This is a genomic window from Paractinoplanes polyasparticus (genome assembly GCF_019710575.1).
Taxonomy (GTDB): Bacteria; Actinomycetota; Actinomycetes; order Mycobacteriales; family Micromonosporaceae; genus Actinoplanes; species Actinoplanes polyasparticus.
This window is the reverse complement of sequence record NZ_JAHWFK010000032.1, coordinates 36,409-55,693: the sequence shown is the minus strand read 5'-3', so window position 1 is coordinate 55,693 and position 19,285 is coordinate 36,409. Positions and strand designations below refer to the sequence as shown.

Sequence of the window (19,285 nt, the reverse complement as noted above, 5' to 3'; positions counted from 1 at the left end):
GGTGGCCCGGTGCTGATGTGGATCTGGATCGCCGTGGTCGTGGTCGCCGTGATCATCATGGGGGCGGCCGGTGTGCGGCTGCTCGGCCGGCTCGACGGGCTGCGCCGCGCGGCCGTACGGCTGCAGAGACGGCAGGCCGAGGCCGCGAAACTGCAGGAGGCCGCGCTCGAGCTCCAGCAGACCGTTCTCGCGGTGCAGCAGCGCGCCGAACTGATCCAGGAGCACGCGATCCTCAAGAGGGGCTGACTGCGGCGTTCCTTCCCCGTTGTCCAAGGATTTGGGCGATGGTGGCAAACCGACGAGGGTCCGTGGTCCGCATCACCAGATTTGACACGTACGATGGACCCCGCACACCTGATCCGACCGACTGGAGTTAACCCATGGGCGCCCTCAAGCCATGGCACATCATCGTTTTTGTGGTCGTCCTCGTGCTGCTTTTCGGCGCGAAGCGGCTGCCGGACGCGGCGCGGTCGCTGGGCCGGTCGCTGCGGATCATCAAGGCCGAGACCAAGGGCCTGGTCGACGACGACAACAACGTCGCTGAGAAGGCCGAGCCGCAGGTCGCGCGTCAGCCGCTGCAGGGCGACGTCTATCCGCCGCAGGGCTACCAGCAGGCGCCGCCGCCGCAGGGTTACCAGCAGGCTCCGCCGCCGCCGGCCCAGCCGTACGTGGACCCGGTGCAGCAGCGCACCAACGACCGCTGATCCGCGGGCATGAAGCTAGCCCTTGGCCGTCAGGGGCCCAGCAAGTTCCAGCAGGCTTCCGACGGCTCCATGACGCTGATCGACCATGTCCGCGAACTCCGTAATCGGCTGTTCGTAGCGTCGCTCGGCCTGATCGCCGGGTTGATCGTCGGCTTCATCGTGTCGCAGTGGGTGTTCCACCTGCTCGAGGCGCCGTACTGCGACCTGCCGTCGTCGATGGCCACCCGCGCCGACGGCACGCAGTACTGCGACTGGGTCGTCCTGAACGTCACCGACACCCTGATCCTGCGCCTCAAGATCGCGCTCTGGGTCGGTCTGATCGTCGGCTCACCCGTGTGGCTCTACCAGTTGTGGGCGTTCGTCGCGCCGGGCCTGCACCGGCACGAGCGCAAGTGGGCGTACGTCTTCGTGGCCATCGCCGCTCCGCTCTTCGCCGGCGGCGGCATCCTGGCCTACTTCGTGGTCGGCCACAGCCTGGCGTTCATCATGGAGTCCGGCGTCCTCGGCGAAGCCACGAAACTCGAGGTCTCGGGCTACATCGGGTTCGTGACCAACATGATCCTGATCTTCGGCGCGGCCTTCGAGTTCCCGCTGATCCTGCTCATGCTCAACTTCACCGGCGTCGTGTCGGCGAAGAAGCTGCTGAGCTGGTGGCGGATCGTGGTCTTCCTGTCGTTCGCGTTCGCCGCGATCGCCACCCCCGACCCCGGCCCGTTCGGCATGATTCTGCTGGCGCTCTGCATGGTCGTGCTCTATCTGATCGCGACCGGTGTGGCCGCGCTCAACGACAAGCGCAAGGGCCGCGGCAAAGAGATCTACGCCGAGCTCGACGACGACCAGATATCGCCGCTCGAGGACGACCGGGTGCCGATCGGCGCGTCCGACCCGATCGAGGCGCCGAGCCCGATCGAGGCGCCCGCGCCCGTCGCGCGGCCCCGTTCGCTCGAGGGACGCTTCGACGACATGACCTAGGTCACGGTCCGGGCAGTATGCTGCCCGGCTGTGACGAGCTATGAGATCGCGGTGCTGGCCAACCCCACAGCGGGGCGCGGCCGGCACCGCGATCTGCTGTCCGGGGTCCTGCGCCGGCTGGGCGATTCCGGGCGTACGGTCCGGTTGCTGACCGCCCACAGCGGCGCCGAGGCGGAGCAGGCGTGCCGGGCCGCCGTCGACGGGGGTGTCACGGCCGTCGTGGCCGTCGGCGGCGACGGCACGATCCACCGCGCGTTGCAGGGGGTGGCCGAGCGGCCGGTGGGGTTCGGCGTCGTCCCGGCGGGCACCGGCAACGACTTCGCGGCCGGCATCGGCATGCCGTCCGACCCGCTGCGGGCCGCCGACGTCGTCGCCGCGGCGCTCGCCGAGGGGCGCCACGTGCCGATCGACCTGGCCCGGGTCGTGTCCCGCGCACCGGATGAGTCACCGGACGGGCCCCGGCCGCGATGGTTCGGGGCGGTGCTCGCCGGTGGCTTCGACGCGCTCGTGAACGAGCGGGCCAACCGGATGCGCTGGCCGCGCGGGCCCCGGCGCTACGACCTGGCGATCCTGCTCGAGCTGGCCCGGCTCAAGCCGCGCAAGTACGCGCTCGAACTCGACGGCGAGGACCACAGCTTCGAGGGCATGCTGGTGGCGGTGGGCAACTGCGCCAGCTACGGCGGCGGCATGCGGATCCTGCCCGACGCCGACCCCACCGACGGGCTGCTCGACGTGGTGGTCGCGACGCCGTTCGGGCGGGCGGGCCTGGCCCGGCTCAAGCCCCGGCTGCGGCGGGGCACGCACGTCACCGACCGGCGGGTTACCGTCTTCCGGGCCCGGCACGTGCGATTGCGCTCGGACGGGATCGTCGCCTACGCCGACGGGGAGCGCCTCGGCCCCCTCGACCTCGACCTGACGTGTGCGCCGGGTGCGGTTCGGTTGCTCCGCTGAGTTCTTCATCAGATCCTCAGGAACCGGCCGATCGGGAGGGGCATGCAGATCAACTCGCTCGGCTCGCTGGTCACCTCCGCCTACGACACCGCCCGCTCGAACCTGCGGAGCATGGCCGAGGCCGCCACCGAGCAGCGCACCCCCGAGGTGACGCCCGCCCTGGCTCAGGCGCCGGAGCCGGCCGCCCCCGTCAATGAGGTCCCCCAGCAGGTTCCCGGCCAGCGGCAGGGCGTCAACCTCGACTCGTACGCCTAATTGGCTCTTTCCCGGCTCGTAAGGTCGGCAGCAATCTAATTCCATCTATGCCCGCGAGGCTGCGGGCATGGCACTCTCAAGAAGATCGCTTCTGCTGAGCTCGGCCGCCGCCGGTGTCGCGGGCGCCGTGACCACCTGGCCCCTGGCAGCCTCGGCGGCACCGTACCGGGGCCCGCTGCAGGCCGACCCGTTCACGCTCGGCGTCGCGTCGGGCGATCCGGAACCGGACGGGTTCGTGCTCTGGACCCGCCTCGCCCCCACCCCGCTGGCCGACGACGGCCTCGGCGGCATGCCGTCACGGGTCGTGCCGGTGACCTGGGAACTCGCCGCCGACGAGCGTTTCCGCACGATCGTCCGGCGCGGCGTGACCGCGGCCCGGCCGGAGTCGGCGCACGCCGTGCACGTCGAACTGCACCACCTGCTGCCCGGACGGGAGTACTTCTACCGTTTCCGCGCCGAGCGCTACGTCTCGCCCGTGGGCCGGACGCGAACCGCCCCGCCGCTGTGGGCGACGGGCGGCACGCTGGCCATGTCGTTCGCCTCCTGCTCGCAGTACGAGCACGGCTACTTCACCGCCTACCGCCACCTGGCCGCCGACGAACCGGACCTGATCCTGCACCTGGGCGACTACCAGTACGAGTACCAGGCCGGCGTCTACACCATCCCCGGCGGCAACCCGCGCGACCACGCCGGGCCCGAGACCGTCACGCTGGCCAACTACCGTCAGCGGCACGCGCAGTACAAGACGGATGCCGATCTGCAGGCCGCGCACGCCGTCGCGCCCTGGGCCGTGGTGTTCGACGATCACGAGATCGAGAACAACTGGGCCGACGAGGTGCCCGAGGCGCCCGACCCGAACTTCCCGGCCCGGCGCGCGGCCGCGTTCCAGGCCTACTACGAGAACATGCCGCTGCGTCGCACCTCCATCCCACGCGGCCTCGACATGCAGCTCTACCGGCGGCTGCGCTGGGGCCGGCTGGCCACCTTCCACATGCTCGACACCCGCCAGTACCGCGACGACCAGGGTTGCGGCGACGGCTACAAGGACTGCCCGGCCGCCTCCGACCCGGCCCGTTCGATCACCGGCGAGCAGCAGGAGAAGTGGCTGCTCGACGGGTTCCGCCGCTCGTCGGCCCGCTGGGACGTGCTGGGCCAGCAGGTGTTCTTCGGTCAGCGCGACAACAACTCGGGACCACAGGTCGTGACCAGCATGGACTCGTGGGACGGCTACGCCGCCTCGCGGGACCGGATCACCCGGGGCTGGGTCGACGCCGGCGTGCGCAACCCGGTCGTGCTGACCGGGGACGTGCACGCGCACTGGGCCGACGAGCTCAAGCTGGACTACGCCGACCCGACGTCGCGGACGGTGGGGACCGAGCTGGTCTGCTCCTCGATCACCTCGACCGGCAACGGGACCGACGTCGCCTCCGGGCAGCACCCGTGGGCGGCCTGGAACCCGCACCTGCGCTTCTACAACAACCAGCGGGGGTACGTCCGTACGCGGATCACCCCGGGCAGCCTGACCGCCGACTTCCGCGTGGTGCCGTTCGTGACCACGCCCGGCGCGCCGGTGCACACCCGGGCCACGTTCGTCATCGAGGACCGGGTGGCCGGCCTGCAGCAGACGGCCGACAACCCCACCCCGTCGGCGCTGCGCACGGCCTCTGACCTGGGCGCGGAGACCGTACGGCAGGAAACCGAACGCCCCTGACGGCTCACGAGCCGACCGGGACGCCGGTGCGGGCGGCGCGCTCCAGCCCCCAGTCGTAGAGCGCCTGCAGCACCGGCGTCAGGCTCCGGCCCTCGTCGGTCAGCCGGTATTCCACATGCGGTGGCACGGTCTCGAGGTCGTCGCGGGCCACCAGCCCGTCGGCCTCGAGCTCGCGCAGCCGCTGGGTGAGCATCTTGTCGCTGATCCCCGGCATCCGCCGGCGCAGCTCGCCGTAGCGGTGCACGCCCTCCTTGAGGCGGGCCAGGATCACCACCCGCCACTTGCCCCCGACCACGTCGACGGTGAGCTCGACCGGGCAGTGGTAACGCTTCGTCATCGTCGTCTCCGCGGGTCACGCACCGGAAAGTGCGTACTTGATCGGGGGCGGCCGCCGATGGTGGGCTTTCCCCGTGGCTGACGAGTACACCAGCAAAGGCGCGGCGCCGCCGACCCTCTACGAGTGGGCCGGCGGCCAGAAGGCGCTGCAAGCCCTGTGCGAAGCGTTCTACCGGCGGGTTGTCGTCGACGATCTGCTGTCGGCGCTGTTCGCCGGAATGCATCCGGACCATCCGCGCTACGTGGCCCTCTGGCTGGGCGAAGTGTTCGGCGGGCCCGCCGCCTACACCGCCGGGCGCGGCGGCTACGGGGCCATGCTGCGGCATCACCTCGGCAAGGGGATCACCGAGCCCCAGCGGCGGCGCTGGGTCAATCTGATGATGGACGCCGCCGACGAGGTGAGCCTGCCGGACGACCCGGAGTTCCGGGCCGCGTTCGCGGGCTACCTGGAATGGGGCACCCGGCTCGCCCGGGAGAACTCGCAACCCGGCGCCGACCCGGTGCGCGACGCGCCGGTGCCGCACTGGGGCTGGGGCGTGGCCCCGCCGTATCTAGGGCGCATCTGATCCGCCCTAGGCTGAACAGCCGGTCAGGGCCAGGGTGGCGCCCAAACCGTTGGGGCGGCCGGGCTCAGCAGCCGGGAGCACCAGCGCGGCGCAGCCGGCACGGACCGCGCCGGCGTCGGCCGGGGTGTCGCCGACCATGAGCGTGCGCTCGGGGTCGGCGCCCAGCATGCCGCAGGCGCGCAGGAAGATGGCCGGGTCGGGCTTGGTGCGGCCGAGCTCGTAGCTCAGGGCGTACGCGTCGATCAGCGCCGTCATGCCCCAGGCGTCGAACAGCGGGCGGATGTCGAAGCCGATGTTGCTGACCACCGCCACCTTGATGCCGGCGTCGTGCAACGTACGCAGGGTGGGCTCCGTGTCCGGGTAGGGCAGCCAGCCGTCCGGGGCGAGCAGCCGGTCGTACAGGGCGTCGGCCAGGCCCTCGACGTCGGTCGAGACCGTCGCGGCCAGCCCGGTGTAGGCGGCGCGGTGGCTCTGGGCGTACAGGTCGCGGTCGGCCCAGTGCTCGGCCAGACCGGGCGGCACCCGGTGGGGCAGCGGGCCACCGGCCCGCCCGGCGGTGACCAGACGGTCGGCCAGCACCGTGGCCTTGCCCCGGTCGAGCTCGCGCCCGCACGTCGCGGCGGCCGCCAGAACCCAGGTCACCGGGTCTTCCACCTGGGCCAACGTGCCGTGGAAATCGAACAGCACGGCGTCGACCTGACGGTGCGGCCGATGGGGAGGGTGATCGGTCGATGCAACATCCGGCACGGATGCACCATACCGACCGTGCCCGTGCCCTCTGTTGTCACACCCACGACCTACGCTTGTGGTCATGACGAGTCCCGCCGAAAGATATGCAGCGTCCAAGCGGCGGGCGGCCCGGGTGGCCGAGTTTCCGGCGCTCGCGGATTTCATGCTCGACGTCGGCTTCGACCTCGACGATTTCCAGCGTTCCGCCTGTGAATCGCTCGAACGGGGCAGCGGCGTGCTCGTGTGCGCCCCCACCGGCGCCGGCAAGACGGTGGTCGGCGAGTTCGCGGTCCACCTCGCTCTGCGCGCCGGCGAGCGCAAGTGCTTCTACACGACGCCGATCAAGGCGCTCTCCAACCAGAAGTACCACGACCTGGTCGAGCGCTACGGGCCCGACCAGGTCGGCCTGCTGACCGGCGACAACGCCATCAACGGCGACGCGCCCGTGATCGTGATGACCACCGAGGTGCTGCGCAACATGCTCTACGCGGGCTCGCCCGCGCTCAAGAACCTGGCCTACGTCGTGATGGACGAGGTGCACTACCTGGCCGACCGGTTCCGCGGCGCGGTCTGGGAAGAGGTGATCATCCACCTCCCGTCCTCGGTGACCCTGGTGTCGCTGTCGGCCACGGTCAGCAACTACGAGGAGTTCGCCGACTGGCTGGTCACCGTGCGGGGCGAGACCGAGGTCGTCGTCAGTGAGCACCGTCCCGTCCCGCTCTGGCAGCACATGCTGGTCGGCCGCCGCATGTTCGACCTGTTCCACGACGCCGACGCGGCCCGGAAGCACGACGTGCACCCCGAGTTGCTGCGCTACACGCGCGAGATGCAGCGCCGGCTCGAGATGACCGACCGGTCGTACGGGCCGGGTCGCGGCGGCCGGTCGAAGCGCTGGCAGCCCCCGCCCCGGGCCGAGGTCGTCGACCGGCTCGAACGCGCCAACCTGCTGCCGGCCATCCTGTTCATCTTCAGCCGGGCCGGGTGCGACGCCGCCGTGCAGCAGTGCCTCAGCGCCGGGCTGCGGCTCACCAGCGCCGAGGAACGGGCCGCGATCCGCACCATCGCCGAGGCCAAGGTGGCTTCCATCCCGCGCGAAGACCTGTCGGTCCTGGGCTACTGGGAATGGCTCGACGGTCTCGAGCGGGGCATCGCGGCCCACCACGCCGGCATGCTGCCCGCCTTCAAGGAGGCGGTCGAGGAATGCTTCGTCCAGGGCCTGGTCAAGGCGGTCTTCGCCACCGAGACGCTGGCCCTGGGCATCAACATGCCGGCCCGCTGCGTGGTGCTCGAACGGCTGGTCAAGTTCAACGGCGAGGCCCACGTCGACCTCACACCCGGCGAATACACGCAGCTCACGGGCCGGGCCGGCCGCCGCGGCATCGATGTCGAGGGGCACGCCGTGGTGCTCTGGAGCCCCGAGGTCGACCCGCGCCTCGTCGCCGGCCTGGCCTCCACCCGCACCTACCCGCTGCGGTCCTCGTTCCGCCCGTCCTACAACATGGCGGTCAACCTCGTCGGCTCCGTCGGCGCCGACCAGGCCCGCGAGCTGCTCGAGTCGTCGTTCGCCCAGTTCCAGGCCGACCGCTCGGTGGTCGGCCTGGCCCGCCAGGTGCAGCGCAACGTCGAGACCATGGAGTCCTACGCCAACGACGAGGCCTGCCACCACGGCGACTTCGACGAGTACTTCGCGATCCGGATCGCGATCGCCGACCGGGAACGCGCCAACGCCCGGCAGGGGGTGGCGCAGCGGCGGGCGGCGGTGGTGACGTCGCTCGAGCGGCTGCGGGTCGGCGACGTCATCCGGGTGGCGCAGGGCCGCCGCGCCGGGCTGGCCGTGGTGCTCGAGGCCCCCAGCGGCGGATTCGGCGAGCCCCGCCCGCTGGTGCTCACGCAGGACAGGTGGGCCGGCCGGGTCAGCCCGGCCGACTTCGCGGGCGAGGCCGAGGTGCTCGAGCGCGTCCGCGTGCCCAAGCATTTCAATCCGCGCTCGCCCGCCGCCCGCCGCGACCTGGCCGCCCAGATCAGCGCCACCGGGCACGACCGGCACGGCAACGGCCGGCGCCGCTCGCGCGGCGGCACCGGCGAGGACCCCGAGATCGCGCTGCTCAAGGTGCAGATGCGGCAGCACCCGTGCCACGCCTGCCCCGAGCGGGAAGACCACGCCCGCTGGGCCGAGCGGCGGCACCGGCTGCTGCGTGACACCGACGCGCTGCGCGAAAAGGTGGCCGGGCGCACCAGCTCGCTGGCCCGCACGTTCGACCAGGTCTGCGCGGTGCTGGCCGAGCGCGGCTACCTCACCGAGGCCGGCGAGGTCACCGAGCCGGGCCGCATGCTGGGCCGCATCTGGTCCGAGGCCGACCTGCTGGTGGCCGAGTGCCTGCGCCACGGCGTGTGGGACGGTCTGGCCCCCGACGAGCTGGCCGCCGCGGTGTCCATGGTCCTCTACGAGTCGCGCCGCGAGACCGACGACCGCGCCTCGGTGCCCAAGGGCGCGATCACCGAGGCCGTCGACGCCTGCGGCAAGCTGTGGGGCGAGATCGCCGGCGACGAGTCCGACCACGGGCTCACCCTGACCCGTGAGCCCGACCCCGGTTTCGTGTGGCCGATGTACCGCTGGGCGCGGGGCGAGCCGCTGGCCAAGGTGCTGGCGAGCGGGCACAACTACGACGCCGACATGCCCGCGGGCGACTTCGTCCGCTGGGCGCGCCAGGTGCTCGACCTGCTGGGTCAGCTGCGCGAGGCGTCGGCCGCCTCCGAGAGCCTGCGCGACACGGCCCGCAAGGCGATCACCGCGATCAACCGGGGGGTGCTCGCCTACCACGCCGGGCTCTGACGGTCCTCGCCTCGCTGCGGGGTTGTCGAAAGCGGGTGCGCTCATTCGTGTAGGTGCTGAATGAGTAGCCACGAGGAGGAGCGATGAAGCAGTACCTGCTGAGCATCTACCAGCCCGACGGGGATCCGCCGCCGCCCGCAGTGCTCGAGCCCGTCATGGCTGAGCTGGGAAAGCTGAACGACGAGATGAAGGCCGCGGGGGCCTGGGTGTTCGCCGTGGGGCTGCACCCGCCGTCGACGGCGACCGTCGTCCGCGACCGGGACGGGGACGCGGTGCTCACCGACGGCCCGTTCACCGAGGGCAAGGAACATCTGGGCGGCTTCACCGTCATCCGGGCGGCCGACCTCGACGAGGCGCTGAGCTGGGGTGCCCGGGTGGCAGCGGTGCTGGCGCCGCTGGCGATCGAGGTCCGTCCGATCGCGTGACCGAGAACGGGATCGAGCAGGTCTACCGGGCGGAGTACGGCCGGGCGGTGGCCGTCCTCATCCGGCACTTCGGCGACATCGACCTCGCCGAGGAGGCCGTGCAGGAGGCGTTCGCCGTGGCCGTGCCCCGCTGGACCGAGGACGGCGTTCCGCCCAGCCCGGCCGGCTGGATCATCACGACGGCCCGGAACCGGGCGGTCGACCGGCTGCGCCGCGAATCGACCCGGAGCGGCCGGGAGGCGGCGGCAGTGCGGGAATGGGCGGCCGGGGTCGCCGTTTCGGCCGAGTCCGAGGCGTTGGCCGGCGGTGGGGCGACGGGAAAGCGGGTCGAGGACATGGCGGACGACCAATTGCGGCTCATCTTCACCTGCTGTCACCCCGCACTGGCGCCGGCGGCACGGGTGGCGCTGACGTTGCGGCTGCTGGGCGGGCTCACCACGGGCGAGATCGCGCGGGCGTTCCTGGTGCCGGAGGCAACCATGGGACAGCGGCTGTCGCGGGCCAAGGGCAAGATCCGGGACGCGCGCATCCCGTACCGCGTGCCCCACGACGAGGACCTGCCGGACCGGCTCGGCGCGGTGCTGGCGGTGCTCTATCTGATCTTCAACGAGGGGTACGCGGCGAGCTCGGGGCCGGGGCTGACCCGGGACGACCTCGCGGGTGAGGCGATCCGGCTGACCCGCCTGCTGGTGGCGCTGATGCCCGACGAGCCCGAGGCGCGCGGTCTGCTCGCCCTGATGCTGCTGATCGAGGCCCGGCGGCCCGCCCGGACGACCGCCGAGGGTGACCTGGTGGTGCTGGCGGATCAGGACCGTACGCTCTGGAACCGCGAGCACATCACCGAGGGTCAGGCGCTGCTGCGGGACTGCCTGCGGCGCGGCCGGCCCGGGACGTACCAGTTGCAGGCGACGATCAACGCCGTGCACGCCGACGCGGCCGACGCGGCCGCGACGGACTGGCCGCAGATCCTCCAGATCTACGACCACCTGACGGCTGTCGCGGGCGGGCCGGTCGTGGCGTTGCACCGGGCGGTCGCGGTGGCCGAGGTGCACGGGCCGGCCCTGGCGCTGGCCGTCGTCGACGGTCTCGAGGGGCTGGAACGCCACCACGTGTGGCACACGGTCCGAGCCGACCTGTTGCGGCGGCTCGGCCGGAAGGAAGCGGCCGTGGCGGCGTACGGGAAAGCCGCGGAACTGACGGCGAACCCGGCCGAGCGCCGATACCTCGAGCGGCGCGCGGCCGGCTTCTAGTGTCCTGCCGACCCTGAGGCGGCCGGGACGGTGACGGGGCTTTCGGTCCAGCGGAGGCCGGTGCCGAGGGTGGCGATCAGGGCCGAGCCGGCGACGGCGGCGGCGAAGAACAGGATCGCGGTGGCCGGGCCGCGCCAGGCGAGGATCGTGCCCGCGAGCAGCGGAGCCAGGGCGGCCAGTGAGGTCGCGGCGACCATGATGACGCTGATGACGCGGCCCTGAAGGCGGTCGGGGGTGATCGCGGCCTGGTAGCCGAAGAGGGCGGCGTTTGCCGCCGGGCCGAGGAAGACGGTCAGCCCCAGCGGGACGGCGGCGGCGATGCTCGACGGAAGCAGCGCGGCGGTGGCCAGTAGGGCGGCGGCGGTCCAGCACAGCGTGCGGACCAGGGGCACCAGTCGCAGGCGGCGCTGGATGGCGGGCGCGGCGAACGCGCCGAGCAGGCCTCCGGCGGCGACGACGGTCTCGGTCAGGCCGATGACGGCCGGGGTGGTGCCGTGGCGTTGCAGGGCGACGATCACCGTGAAGATGACGCCGGTGATGGCGAAGTTCAGCGGCGCGGCGACCAGCATGAGCGTACGCAGGAACGGATGCGTCAGCACGAACCGGAGGCCTTCGGTCAGGGCGGCGCCGTACCCCTGGGGTTCCTCCTCGCGCGGCGCCTGCAACGGCTTGCGGATGAACAGGACCGCCACGATCGACACGAGATACGACAGGAAGTTGGCGGCGAACGGCACGGCGTGGCCCAGGCTGAACAGCAGGCCGCCCAGGGGAGGCCCGGCCAGCGCGGTGCCGTACGAGCGCGCCTCGTTGCGGGCGACCGCGTCCGGCAGTTGCCCGATCGGCACGATGCTGCGCAAGGACGCGTCCTCGGCTGTGGAGAAGACCGCGCTCGCGCCGGCGTCGACGACCGCGACCACCAGGATCAGCTCGAGCCCGGCGCGGTCGGTGATGACACAGAATGTCAGGACGGCGAAAACGAGCAGGCGTACGGCGTCGCAAGCGATCAGCGCGTGGCGGCGGTCCACCCGGTCGACCAGGACGCCGGCGGGCAGCCGCAGCAGCAGACGCGCCGCCTGTGTGGCCGTGCCGACCAGGCCCGCGCTGACCGGCGAGCCGGTTTTCACCAGCACGAGCAGTGAGAGCGCGAGGGAGGCGATGCCGTCGCCCAGATCGGACAGCGACTGCGAACCCCAGAGCAGGTTGAACTCGCGGTTGCGCCACAGGCTGGTCATCGCCGGCCGCGCCGGGGATAGGCGTGCAGGACGACGACAACCGTCTCGGCGCCCGGCTCGGGGGCGTCGGCCTCGCGGATCGCCTCGACGATCCGCTCGCGGAGGCGCTGGAGGCCGGCCGGGGTCGTGCGGATGACGTAGTCGGAGGTCGCGGCGGCGTCGAGCCACTCCGTGCTCCAGCGCTGGTGCGCGGCTTCCGCGTGGAACTGGTCGATCACCTGGTCGTAGACGGCGCGGGAGGCCCGGTTCGCGGCGGCAAGGTCCTCGGCGTCGGTGTCGTCCGCCCACAGGGTCGACTCGTGGGCGGCCTTCCACCATCGTTCGCGGCCGTGCGTGCCTCGCCCCTGTTCGGGCGCCTCGATGACGAAGCCGTGCCGGGCCAGGAGGCGCAGGTGGTGGCTGGTCTGACCGGAGTCGGTGCCGAGGCGGCGGGCCAGGATCGCCGAGGTGGCCGGGCCGTCGAGCCGCAGCGAGCCGACGATGTGCATGCGGAGGGGGTGAGCCATCGCCCGCATCATGGCGGCGTCGGTCAGCACCACCTCGGACTTCTCGGCCCTGGATTCGTCTGCCATGCCAGGGACGCTAGGCGGGGGTGTTCCCGGCCTGCAAGGGTCCTATGCATAGGTCCTCTGCACCGGACGCTGCCCCTAAGAATAATTAATCAGCTCCCGGCCAAAAGAACAAGGCTTGTTTTTTGCGGGCAAAACGGGCACCTTGGGGGCCGTGGAATGGACGCTCGAGGGAACTGTGCGGAATGCGTTGTGGATCTGTGGCGGACAATGGGCCGGGAAGACCACGGTCGCGGGAATTCTCGTCGACCGGCTCGGCGTGACGCATTATCACTACGATTTTCATGCGGCACGGGGGCACGAGGACAGGCGCGTTGCCGCCCGGGCCCGGCGCGGCGAATACCACGGCGAGACGGACTGGGAATCGGTCTGGATCGGGCCGACGCCGGCCGAGATGGCGGCCACCGTGCTGGCCGACTTCCCGGAACGGTTCCAGTGGGTGCTCGACGATCTGCGGGGCATCGTCTCGCCCCGGCCGGTTCTGGTCGACGGCTGGGGTTGCCGGCCGGAACTGGTCGCGGCGGTCACCGATCCGGCCCGGATGGTGGTGATGGTGCCGACGGACGAATGGCGGCTGAAGCAGGCGGCCCGGCTGCCCCGGGCGATGGCCGTCGGGCATCAGGTGAGCGACCCGGAGCTGGCCTCCCGCAACCGGATCGAGCGGGACCGGCTGCTGGCCCTGGACGCGGTCGAAAGGGCGCGCGAATGGGATGTCCCGGTGATCGAGGTGGACGGAACGCGCCCGGCCGAGGCGATCGCCGACGAGGTGGCAAACCATTTCCGCCCGTTCCTGGCCGCCGTCTAGGCTCGCGTCCATGGGGGAGATCATCGTGCGCGAGGCGGGGCCGGCCGACCGCGAGACCGTCGTCTCGCTGCTGACCGGATCGTGGGGCACCACAGTGGTCGTCGCGCACGAGGTCCGCTACGACGCGGCCACCCTGCCGGCCCTGCTCGCCTGGTGCGACGGCGGCCCCGTCGGTCTGCTCACGTACACGATCGCCCCCGGCGGCCTCGAGGTGGTCACGATCGACGCCGTGGTGCCGCACGCCGGCATCGGCACCGTGCTGCTGGCGGCCGCCGCCGAGAAGGCGTGGGCGGCCGGAGCGGAGCGGCTCTGGCTCGTCACCACGAACGACAACCTGGACGCGCTTCGCTTCTATCAGCGTCGCGGGCTGCGCCTGGTCGCCGTCCACTCCGGAGCGGTCGACCGGGCGCGGGCGCTCAAACCGGCGATCCCGCTCGTCGGCGCGCACGGCATCGAGATCCACGACGAGCTGGTGCTGGAACTGACCCGATGACGTATCAGATGACCGCAGGCGAGGCCGTCCGGCTCGTGCAGGTGTTCGGGAAGCACGGCGTGGACGTGTGCGTCGGCGGCGGCTGGGGAGTGGACGCCCTCCTGGGACAGCAGACCCGGGACCATGCCGATCTGGATGTCTGGCTGCCGGCCGGGCAATTCGAGAACGCCATGGAGGCGCTGGTCTCGGCGGGCGTCGACCGCATTCACCCCTGGCCGGGGGACAAGCCGTGGAACTTCGTGGTGCACGACGGCGGGCGTCGCCGGATGGATCTGCACATTTATGAGACGCGGGCCGACGGAACCATTCATTACGGCTCGGCGGTGGCCGGGGAATCGTTTCCGGCGGCGGCCCTGGACGGCTCGGGAATCATCGCCGGGGTGACCGTGCGCTGCGAGGCGCCCGAATGGTCGGTGCGATGGCACACCGGTTATGCGCCGCGGGTGAAGGACAGGCATGACGTGCCGTTGGTGTGTGCGCGGTTCGGAATTGCGGTGCCCGCGGCCTACCAGACGTCGCCGTTGCGGTAGTCGCAGGCGAGGGTGCCGGTGCGGTCCAGCGCGGGACCCCCGGGAACCGGGCGGACGAAGGTGCTGTCGTCGTCCTCGGCGGTGAACGTCAGTCCCTCGGGGGCCAGCACGGCTGTGCGGCCGAGCCAGGGCAGCCAGCCGCGGGCTACGTACAGGCCGCGGCCGGAAGCCGAGGCGGAGAGCGCGCCGAGGTCGTACGCCCGGTCGATGACGGTCTCGGCGGCGCTCATGACCGCGGCGGCGAAGCCCTGGCCGCGCCGGTCGGGGTGGACGGCGACCGCCTCGACGTAGCCGCAGCGGTAGGCGCGGCCGCCGTGCAGAAAACTGCGTTGGACGACGGCGGCGTGCGCGATGAGCGTGCCTTGCTCCTCGACCAGAAAGTGCAGGCCGCCCAACGCGTGATCGAAGTCGTCGTCGTCGAAGCTGCCCAGGAAGGCCAGGTCCATCAGGTGGCGGATGCCGGCCCGCTGGTCGATCGACAGGCTGGCTGTCGGCATGGTGCTGGTCACGTCGCACCGTACCGTAGGCGTTTGTGAGAGAGATTCGGCTCGCCGCCCGGCCTGACGGGTGGCCCACGGACGACACCTTCGAGATCGCCGACGTGCCGATGCCCACGGCCGGTCCGGGACAGGTGCTGATCCGCAACGTCTACATGTCGGTCGACCCGTACATGCGCGGGCGCATGAACGACGCGAAGTCGTACGTGCCACCGTTCCAGCTCGGGGCGCCGCTCGAGGGCGGGGCGGTCGGCGAAGTGGTGGCCTCGGAGTCACCGGACGTGCCGGTCGGGGCGTTCGTGGTGCACGGGCTGGGCTGGCGGGAGTACTCGGTGACCGAGGCGGCCCGCGTGCGGGTGGTCGACCCGGCGGCGGCCGACCTGTCGGCGTACCTCGGCGTGCTGGGGTTGACCGGCTTCACGGCGTACGTCGGTCTGCTCGACATCGCCCAGTTCAAGCCGGGCGAGACGGTCTTCGTGTCGGGGGCGGCGGGAGCGGTCGGCAGCGTGGTGGGGCAGATCGCCAAGCTGCGCGGGGCGAAACGGGTGATCGGCAGCGCCGGCTCGGCCGAGAAGGTGAGCCACCTCGTGGACGACCTCGGCTTCGACGCCGCCTTCAACTACCGCGATTCCCCCGTACGCAAGCAGTTGCGCCAGGCCGCGCCGGACGGCATCGACGTGTACTTCGACAACGTCGGCGGCGACCACCTGGAGGCGGCGATCGGTTCGCTCACCAAGTACGGGCGGGTGGCGATGTGCGGTGCGGTCGGCGCGTACAACGAGACGTCGGCCCCGGCCGCGCCGCGCAACCTGGCGCTGGCGATCGGCAAGGAGCTCAACCTGCGCGGCTTCATCGTGAGCAACCACAACCGGCGGATGCCCGACTTCCTGGCCGAGGTCGGCCCGTGGGTGCGCGAGGGTCGTCTGCAGGCGCGCGAGACGATCGTCGACGGCCTGGAGAATGCGCCGGCCGCCTTCATCGGCCTGCTCCGGGGCGAGAACACGGGCAAGATGCTGGTCCGGCTGAGCTGATCCGCCGGGCCGGGGGCTCGTCGTGCCCGCCCGTTTACAGCTGTGGCCCGGGCCGGTGAGCGGGCCGGGCCTACGATGCGACCGTGACGACTCCCTCCGCGCATGCTCGTTCGCAGTACGCGTCGACCACCGGCAACCTGGCCGCTCGGATCGCGATCTACGACTACCGCACGAATCCGCAGGACTGGTATTCGTGGGTTGGGGAGCGGTTGCCCCGTGAGGGCCGGGTGGTCGAGGTGGGTGCGGGCACGGGAGCGTTGTGGAACCGGATTCAGGCGCCGACGGGTCTGACTCTGGTCGATTTCTCGCCGGCCATGTGCGAGGGGCTGCGGGCGGTGGCGGGGGCGCATGTAGTGCGGGGGAGTGCCATGGAGCTACCGTTCGCGCGCGGCAGTTTCGACGGTCTCATCGCCAACCACATGCTCTACCACCTCGATGACCCGGAGGTCGGGCTGCGAGAGTTCGCTCGGGTGCTGCGCGGTGGCGGGCGGCTGGCGGTCTCGGTTAACGGCCGCGATCACCTGGCCGAGATCGACGCGCTGCTACCGAAGAAGCGGTCGGTGCTCAACGGCGTCTCGGCCGAGAACATCGGCTCGTACGTCAGCCGCCACTTCGGCGATGTCGTGGTCGAGCGGTATCCGTGCGAGCTGGCGATCCCGGACGCCGAGCCGGTGCTCCGGTACCTCGCCAGCCGGAACCCGGCCGCCCTGACCGCTGAGGTCATGGCGAGCATCCGCGAGGTCGTTGCGGTGAAGGTAGCTGCTGAGGGTGCCTTCCACGTACGCCAGCACGCCGTCCTGGTGACGGCCACCGCCAGCTGATCGAACTGCCCGTCATACGTCCATCCACAACGAGGTTCTCCCACCGGCCCTGTTGACGGCGGGTGTGTCGACAGCGGGCCTGTCTGCACCGGCCCTGTCGCCAGCGGGCCCATTGACAGCAAGCCTGTCGACCGCGGCCTGTCCACGGCGCGAGCAGTTGTGGGCGTGGGTCAGCTGTTGTGGGGGCGGCGGGCCACGATGATCGCGTGGGTGGACGGCCAGTCGAGCGGGGCTCCCTGGTCGTCGGCCAGGGACGCGGTGGGGGCGATCCGGTTGTCGATCACCCAGTCGTTGCGCAGGGGGTGGGAGGCGGGGTCGATGTCGAAGCCGGCTTCCGTGAGCAGCGTGCGCCAGTCGTCGAAGTCGAGGCCGCAGAACTGCTCCTGGGTTTCCGACAGCCAGTTGTCGGTGTAGTCCTTGCGGGTCAGGAAGTCCATGGCCTGGCCCAGGGCGATCCGCACGACGCCTTCGCCGGTGGATTCGTACTCGAAGGGGAAGGCGAAGTCGACCGCGAACTGAGCGAGTCGGGCGCGCGTCGACAGTTCGCTCACGTAGGCGGCGACTTCGGCTGACGGCAGCGCGGCCAGATCCGTACGGGGCTCGGCCGGGTTGACGCCGTCGTCGGTCCGCAGTGTGAGCCGGACCGGGCGGAGGCGGTCGCCGGGGCCGCAGACGTCGCTGTTGATCCAGACGCCGCCGGGGGCGGTGTGGTCGTGGATGCGGCGGGCGAAGGCCAGCAGGGAGTCGCGGCGGTTGCCGTACGACCAGATCTCGTGGGTGAGCGCGAACGTCAGCGTCGTGTCCACCGAGCGGTCCGGCAACACCGCGCCGCCGAGCACATTGCGCTGGTAGAAGTAGACGTTGGCGTTGCGGAAGACACCCTGCGCCTTCTTGTGCACACATTCCTGGTACAGGTGCCGGGCCACCTCGACGCCGATCAGGTCGCTCTCGTGCAGCGCGTCGTCGCGGTCGGCCAGTTCGAGCACGGCCCCGGCGCCGCAGCCGATGTCGACGATGCGTCCCGGCTGCACGTACTGGCGCACGGCGGTCCATTTCCGGGCGGCGGCGTCGGCGAACGCTTCCACGTACGTCCGGTAGTCGCGCGTCGCGGTCAGGCCGCCCTCATCGCCGACGACCGGATCGTTGACCACGGACTGCACGGTTTCGCTCAGGCGATAGCGATCGAACACGTCGATCGTGCTCGAATGCGCGAGCTTGCGCCACGACTCGTCGCCGGCGGCCAGCCGCAGCAGCACGTCCCACGGACGTTCCGGCACCGCGTCCAGGGCCGGGTCGGCCTCGACCGGCGCGATGCGAAAACCGAGTTCCTCGTACAACGCCGCCACCTGCGGCGTCGAACAGGCGACAACGGTGTCCGCCGGCGTGAGCTCGAGTCCGGTCGCCACGGTGACGGTCTTGAGCGTGACCTGAGCGAACTGGTCGGTCGGCGCCGTGTCGAACACCGGCACGACGACCGACCGCAGGCCGGTCACCACGCTGAACCGCTCGATCGCCGCTTCGCGCCGGTGGTAGGGCACGGGGTTGCGCTTGGTGTTGTCGTGGTTGGCCGAGGTCACCGCCCACACGATGGTTCCCGCGCCGTCGTCCACGAGCCGCTGCAGATAGTCGGCCTGGAACTGGGTCAGCAGGTGGTGCCGCCCGGGAAAGAGCACGTAGCGAGCCGTCGTCACGGTTGATGATCTTAGCCGCGCCCGGCGTGACGGCCCTCGTCACTTCGGTGGACCACCGCTGTGATGGCCTCAGGTGAGGAGGTCGCTGATCTGGTCGCGTTGCGAGGGGTCGGCCAGGGCAGCGCCGAGAGCGGCGACGCGGGCGCCGGCGTCGAGGAAGACGGGGGCGGTGGCGACGGAAAGTCCGCCGGTAGCTACGAAGTTGACGTCGGGGAACGGGCCCAGCAGGCCGGAGATCCAGGCCGGTCCGAGGGCGGCGGCGGGGAAGGCCTTGAGCCAGCGGCAGCCGGCCAGCCAGGCCCGCTGCACCTCGGTGGCTGAGCCCACGCCGGGCAGGTGCGGGATTCCGGCTGCCTCGCTGGCGGCGAGCACGTCCAAGTCGAGTCCGGGCGCGACGGTGTACTGCGCTCCCGCCTCTGCTGCCGCCCGGACCTGGTCGGCGGTGATGACCGTGCCCGCGCCGACCCGCAGGCCTCGCTCGTGGGCCGCGCCGTCCGCCGCGCGCAGCGATGCGACGGCCTCGGGCTCGGCGATCGGGATCTCGAGGACGCTCACTCCCGCGTCCCACAACGCCCCCGCGACGCTGATCGTCTCGCGCGGTGACAGGCCGCGCAGGATCGCCATGACCCGCCGGCCGGCGAAGATTTCGTCAAAGCTCACAGCGTCTCCTCGAGATTCGCGATGTCACCGATGATGCGAGAGCAGCCCCGGCAACGCCACCACCAGGCGGGCCTGATCGGTGTTCCCGCCATCCTCGGTGTCGGTCTCATCGTTCTGGCGGTCAGGCGCGCCCGGCGGTAGTCGCGGGCCGGCTGCCGGTACTGGGAGTCCCGTCGTCATCTGATGCGCTCATCACGTCGGTGAGAGGTACGGACTGGCATGGC

Annotated in this window: 22 protein-coding genes; 15 read left to right on the top strand and 7 right to left on the bottom strand. The window is 71.4% G+C overall.

The annotated features are described in order from the left end of the window. The first annotated feature begins 15 nt into the window (after window positions 1-15). The 6 genes from KXC43_RS29020 to KXC43_RS28995 all read left to right on the top strand — a co-directional run bounded on the left by KXC43_RS29020 (window position 16) and on the right by KXC43_RS28995 (window position 4,593). Window positions 16-246: a hypothetical protein gene (locus KXC43_RS29020; protein ID WP_221379492.1), complete on the top strand. Its 231-nt coding sequence runs from the start codon at window positions 16-18 to the stop codon at window positions 244-246. A gap of 134 nt (window positions 247-380) precedes the next feature. Beyond that, window positions 381-704: a Sec-independent protein translocase subunit TatA gene (tatA, locus tag KXC43_RS29015; RefSeq protein ID WP_221379355.1), complete on the top strand. Its 324-nt coding sequence runs from the start codon at window positions 381-383 to the stop codon at window positions 702-704. A gap of 9 nt (window positions 705-713) precedes the next feature. Next, window positions 714-1,676, top strand: coding sequence for a twin-arginine translocase subunit TatC (gene tatC, locus KXC43_RS29010; protein WP_221379354.1), 963 nt, complete (start codon window positions 714-716; stop codon window positions 1,674-1,676). Between the two features lie 30 nt (window positions 1,677-1,706). Then, on the top strand, window positions 1,707-2,627 hold the full coding sequence (locus KXC43_RS29005; protein ID WP_221379353.1) for a diacylglycerol/lipid kinase family protein: 921 nt from the start codon (window positions 1,707-1,709) through the stop codon (window positions 2,625-2,627). A 42-nt stretch (window positions 2,628-2,669) separates the two neighbouring features. After that, on the top strand, window positions 2,670-2,882 hold the full coding sequence (locus tag KXC43_RS29000) for a hypothetical protein (protein ID WP_221379352.1): 213 nt from the start codon (window positions 2,670-2,672) through the stop codon (window positions 2,880-2,882). 67 nt (window positions 2,883-2,949) lie between these two features. Beyond that, a complete protein-coding gene (locus tag KXC43_RS28995; RefSeq protein WP_221379351.1) occupies window positions 2,950-4,593 on the top strand; it encodes an alkaline phosphatase D family protein in 1,644 nt (547 codons plus the stop codon). A gap of 4 nt (window positions 4,594-4,597) precedes the next feature. Here KXC43_RS28995 and KXC43_RS28990 read toward each other — a convergent pair whose 3' ends face one another. After that, the gene (locus KXC43_RS28990; RefSeq protein ID WP_221379350.1) at window positions 4,598-4,930 is read right to left on the bottom strand and encodes a winged helix-turn-helix transcriptional regulator; all 333 of its coding nucleotides are present in this window, start codon (window positions 4,928-4,930) and stop codon (window positions 4,598-4,600) included. 73 nt (window positions 4,931-5,003) lie between these two features. On the opposite strand from KXC43_RS28990, the gene KXC43_RS28985 reads away from it, so the two are divergent. Further along, window positions 5,004-5,495: a group II truncated hemoglobin gene (locus KXC43_RS28985; protein WP_308129302.1), complete on the top strand. Its 492-nt coding sequence runs from the start codon at window positions 5,004-5,006 to the stop codon at window positions 5,493-5,495. 6 nt (window positions 5,496-5,501) lie between these two features. Here the strand turns inward: KXC43_RS28985 and KXC43_RS28980 are convergent, their stop codons facing one another. Next, the gene (locus KXC43_RS28980) at window positions 5,502-6,242 is read right to left on the bottom strand and encodes an HAD family hydrolase (RefSeq protein ID WP_308129301.1); all 741 of its coding nucleotides are present in this window, start codon (window positions 6,240-6,242) and stop codon (window positions 5,502-5,504) included. A 64-nt stretch (window positions 6,243-6,306) separates the two neighbouring features. Here KXC43_RS28980 and KXC43_RS28975 point away from each other — a divergent pair, with 64 nt between their 5' ends. The 3 genes from KXC43_RS28975 to KXC43_RS28965 all read left to right on the top strand — a co-directional run bounded on the left by KXC43_RS28975 (window position 6,307) and on the right by KXC43_RS28965 (window position 10,732). Further along, entirely contained in the window at window positions 6,307-9,057 is a 2,751-nt protein-coding gene (locus KXC43_RS28975; protein WP_221379348.1) for a DEAD/DEAH box helicase, read from the top strand. 83 nt (window positions 9,058-9,140) lie between these two features. Beyond that, the gene (locus KXC43_RS28970) at window positions 9,141-9,482 is read left to right on the top strand and encodes a YciI family protein (protein WP_221379347.1); all 342 of its coding nucleotides are present in this window, start codon (window positions 9,141-9,143) and stop codon (window positions 9,480-9,482) included. After that, a complete protein-coding gene (locus tag KXC43_RS28965) occupies window positions 9,479-10,732 on the top strand; it encodes an RNA polymerase sigma factor (RefSeq protein WP_221379346.1) in 1,254 nt (417 codons plus the stop codon). Before KXC43_RS28970 ends, KXC43_RS28965 begins: the two co-directional genes overlap by 4 nt. Here the strand turns inward: KXC43_RS28965 and KXC43_RS28960 are convergent. Then, window positions 10,729-11,964: an MFS transporter gene (locus KXC43_RS28960; RefSeq protein WP_221379345.1), complete on the bottom strand. Its 1,236-nt coding sequence runs from the start codon at window positions 11,962-11,964 to the stop codon at window positions 10,729-10,731. The genes KXC43_RS28965 and KXC43_RS28960 overlap by 4 nt on opposite strands. After that, window positions 11,961-12,536 (bottom strand): winged helix-turn-helix domain-containing protein, encoded by a 576-nt coding sequence (locus tag KXC43_RS28955; RefSeq protein WP_221379344.1) that lies wholly within the window; start codon window positions 12,534-12,536, stop codon window positions 11,961-11,963. The genes KXC43_RS28960 and KXC43_RS28955 overlap by 4 nt, the downstream gene beginning before the upstream one ends. Before the next feature lie 151 nt (window positions 12,537-12,687). Between KXC43_RS28955 and KXC43_RS51380 the strand changes: the two genes are divergently transcribed. The 3 genes from KXC43_RS51380 to KXC43_RS28940 are packed head-to-tail and all read left to right on the top strand — an operon-like array spanning window position 12,688 to window position 14,361. Further along, entirely contained in the window at window positions 12,688-13,338 is a 651-nt protein-coding gene (locus tag KXC43_RS51380) for a hypothetical protein (RefSeq protein WP_255645016.1), read from the top strand. Window positions 13,339-13,348: 10 nt separating this feature from the next. Further along, a complete protein-coding gene (locus KXC43_RS28945) occupies window positions 13,349-13,831 on the top strand; it encodes a GNAT family N-acetyltransferase (RefSeq protein WP_221379343.1) in 483 nt (160 codons plus the stop codon). Window positions 13,832-13,839: 8 nt separating this feature from the next. Then, window positions 13,840-14,361: a nucleotidyltransferase domain-containing protein gene (locus tag KXC43_RS28940; protein WP_255645015.1), complete on the top strand. Its 522-nt coding sequence runs from the start codon at window positions 13,840-13,842 to the stop codon at window positions 14,359-14,361. On the opposite strand, the gene KXC43_RS28935 is transcribed toward KXC43_RS28940, so the two are convergent. Next, on the bottom strand, window positions 14,337-14,858 hold the full coding sequence (locus tag KXC43_RS28935) for a GNAT family N-acetyltransferase (RefSeq protein WP_221379489.1): 522 nt from the start codon (window positions 14,856-14,858) through the stop codon (window positions 14,337-14,339). The genes KXC43_RS28940 and KXC43_RS28935 overlap by 25 nt on opposite strands. 35 nt (window positions 14,859-14,893) lie before the next feature. On the opposite strand from KXC43_RS28935, the gene KXC43_RS28930 reads away from it, so the two are divergent. Beyond that, entirely contained in the window at window positions 14,894-15,889 is a 996-nt protein-coding gene (locus KXC43_RS28930) for an NADP-dependent oxidoreductase (RefSeq protein ID WP_221379341.1), read from the top strand. 83 nt (window positions 15,890-15,972) lie between these two features. Next, a complete protein-coding gene (locus KXC43_RS28925) occupies window positions 15,973-16,710 on the top strand; it encodes a class I SAM-dependent methyltransferase (protein WP_308129299.1) in 738 nt (245 codons plus the stop codon). 170 nt (window positions 16,711-16,880) lie between these two features. Here KXC43_RS28925 and KXC43_RS28920 read toward each other — a convergent pair whose 3' ends face one another. Then, window positions 16,881-18,401 (bottom strand): class I SAM-dependent methyltransferase, encoded by a 1,521-nt coding sequence (locus KXC43_RS28920; protein ID WP_221379340.1) that lies wholly within the window; start codon window positions 18,399-18,401, stop codon window positions 16,881-16,883. Window positions 18,402-18,470: 69 nt separating this feature from the next. After that, window positions 18,471-19,061 carry a bifunctional 4-hydroxy-2-oxoglutarate aldolase/2-dehydro-3-deoxy-phosphogluconate aldolase gene (locus KXC43_RS28915; protein WP_221379339.1) on the bottom strand — a complete coding sequence of 197 codons (591 nt, stop codon included), beginning with the start codon at window positions 19,059-19,061 and terminating at the stop codon, window positions 18,471-18,473. Window positions 19,062-19,285 lie beyond the last annotated feature (224 nt).

Coding starts and splice junctions, on each gene's coding strand:
- KXC43_RS29020 (WP_221379492.1), top strand. CDS start 16: ATGTGGATCTGGATCGCCGTGGTCGTGGTCGCCGTGATCATCATGGGG.
- tatA (WP_221379355.1), top strand. CDS start 381: ATGGGCGCCCTCAAGCCATGGCACATCATCGTTTTTGTGGTCGTCCTC.
- tatC (WP_221379354.1), top strand. CDS start 714: ATGAAGCTAGCCCTTGGCCGTCAGGGGCCCAGCAAGTTCCAGCAGGCT.
- KXC43_RS29000 (WP_221379352.1), top strand. CDS start 2,670: ATGCAGATCAACTCGCTCGGCTCGCTGGTCACCTCCGCCTACGACACC.
- KXC43_RS28995 (WP_221379351.1), top strand. CDS start 2,950: ATGGCACTCTCAAGAAGATCGCTTCTGCTGAGCTCGGCCGCCGCCGGT.
- KXC43_RS28990 (WP_221379350.1), bottom strand. CDS start 4,930: ATGACGAAGCGTTACCACTGCCCGGTCGAGCTCACCGTCGACGTGGTC.
- KXC43_RS28975 (WP_221379348.1), top strand. CDS start 6,307: ATGACGAGTCCCGCCGAAAGATATGCAGCGTCCAAGCGGCGGGCGGCC.
- KXC43_RS28970 (WP_221379347.1), top strand. CDS start 9,141: ATGAAGCAGTACCTGCTGAGCATCTACCAGCCCGACGGGGATCCGCCG.
- KXC43_RS28960 (WP_221379345.1), bottom strand. CDS start 11,964: ATGACCAGCCTGTGGCGCAACCGCGAGTTCAACCTGCTCTGGGGTTCG.
- KXC43_RS28955 (WP_221379344.1), bottom strand. CDS start 12,536: ATGGCAGACGAATCCAGGGCCGAGAAGTCCGAGGTGGTGCTGACCGAC.
- KXC43_RS28945 (WP_221379343.1), top strand. CDS start 13,349: ATGGGGGAGATCATCGTGCGCGAGGCGGGGCCGGCCGACCGCGAGACC.
- KXC43_RS28940 (WP_255645015.1), top strand. CDS start 13,840: ATGACCGCAGGCGAGGCCGTCCGGCTCGTGCAGGTGTTCGGGAAGCAC.
- KXC43_RS28935 (WP_221379489.1), bottom strand. CDS start 14,858: ATGCCGACAGCCAGCCTGTCGATCGACCAGCGGGCCGGCATCCGCCAC.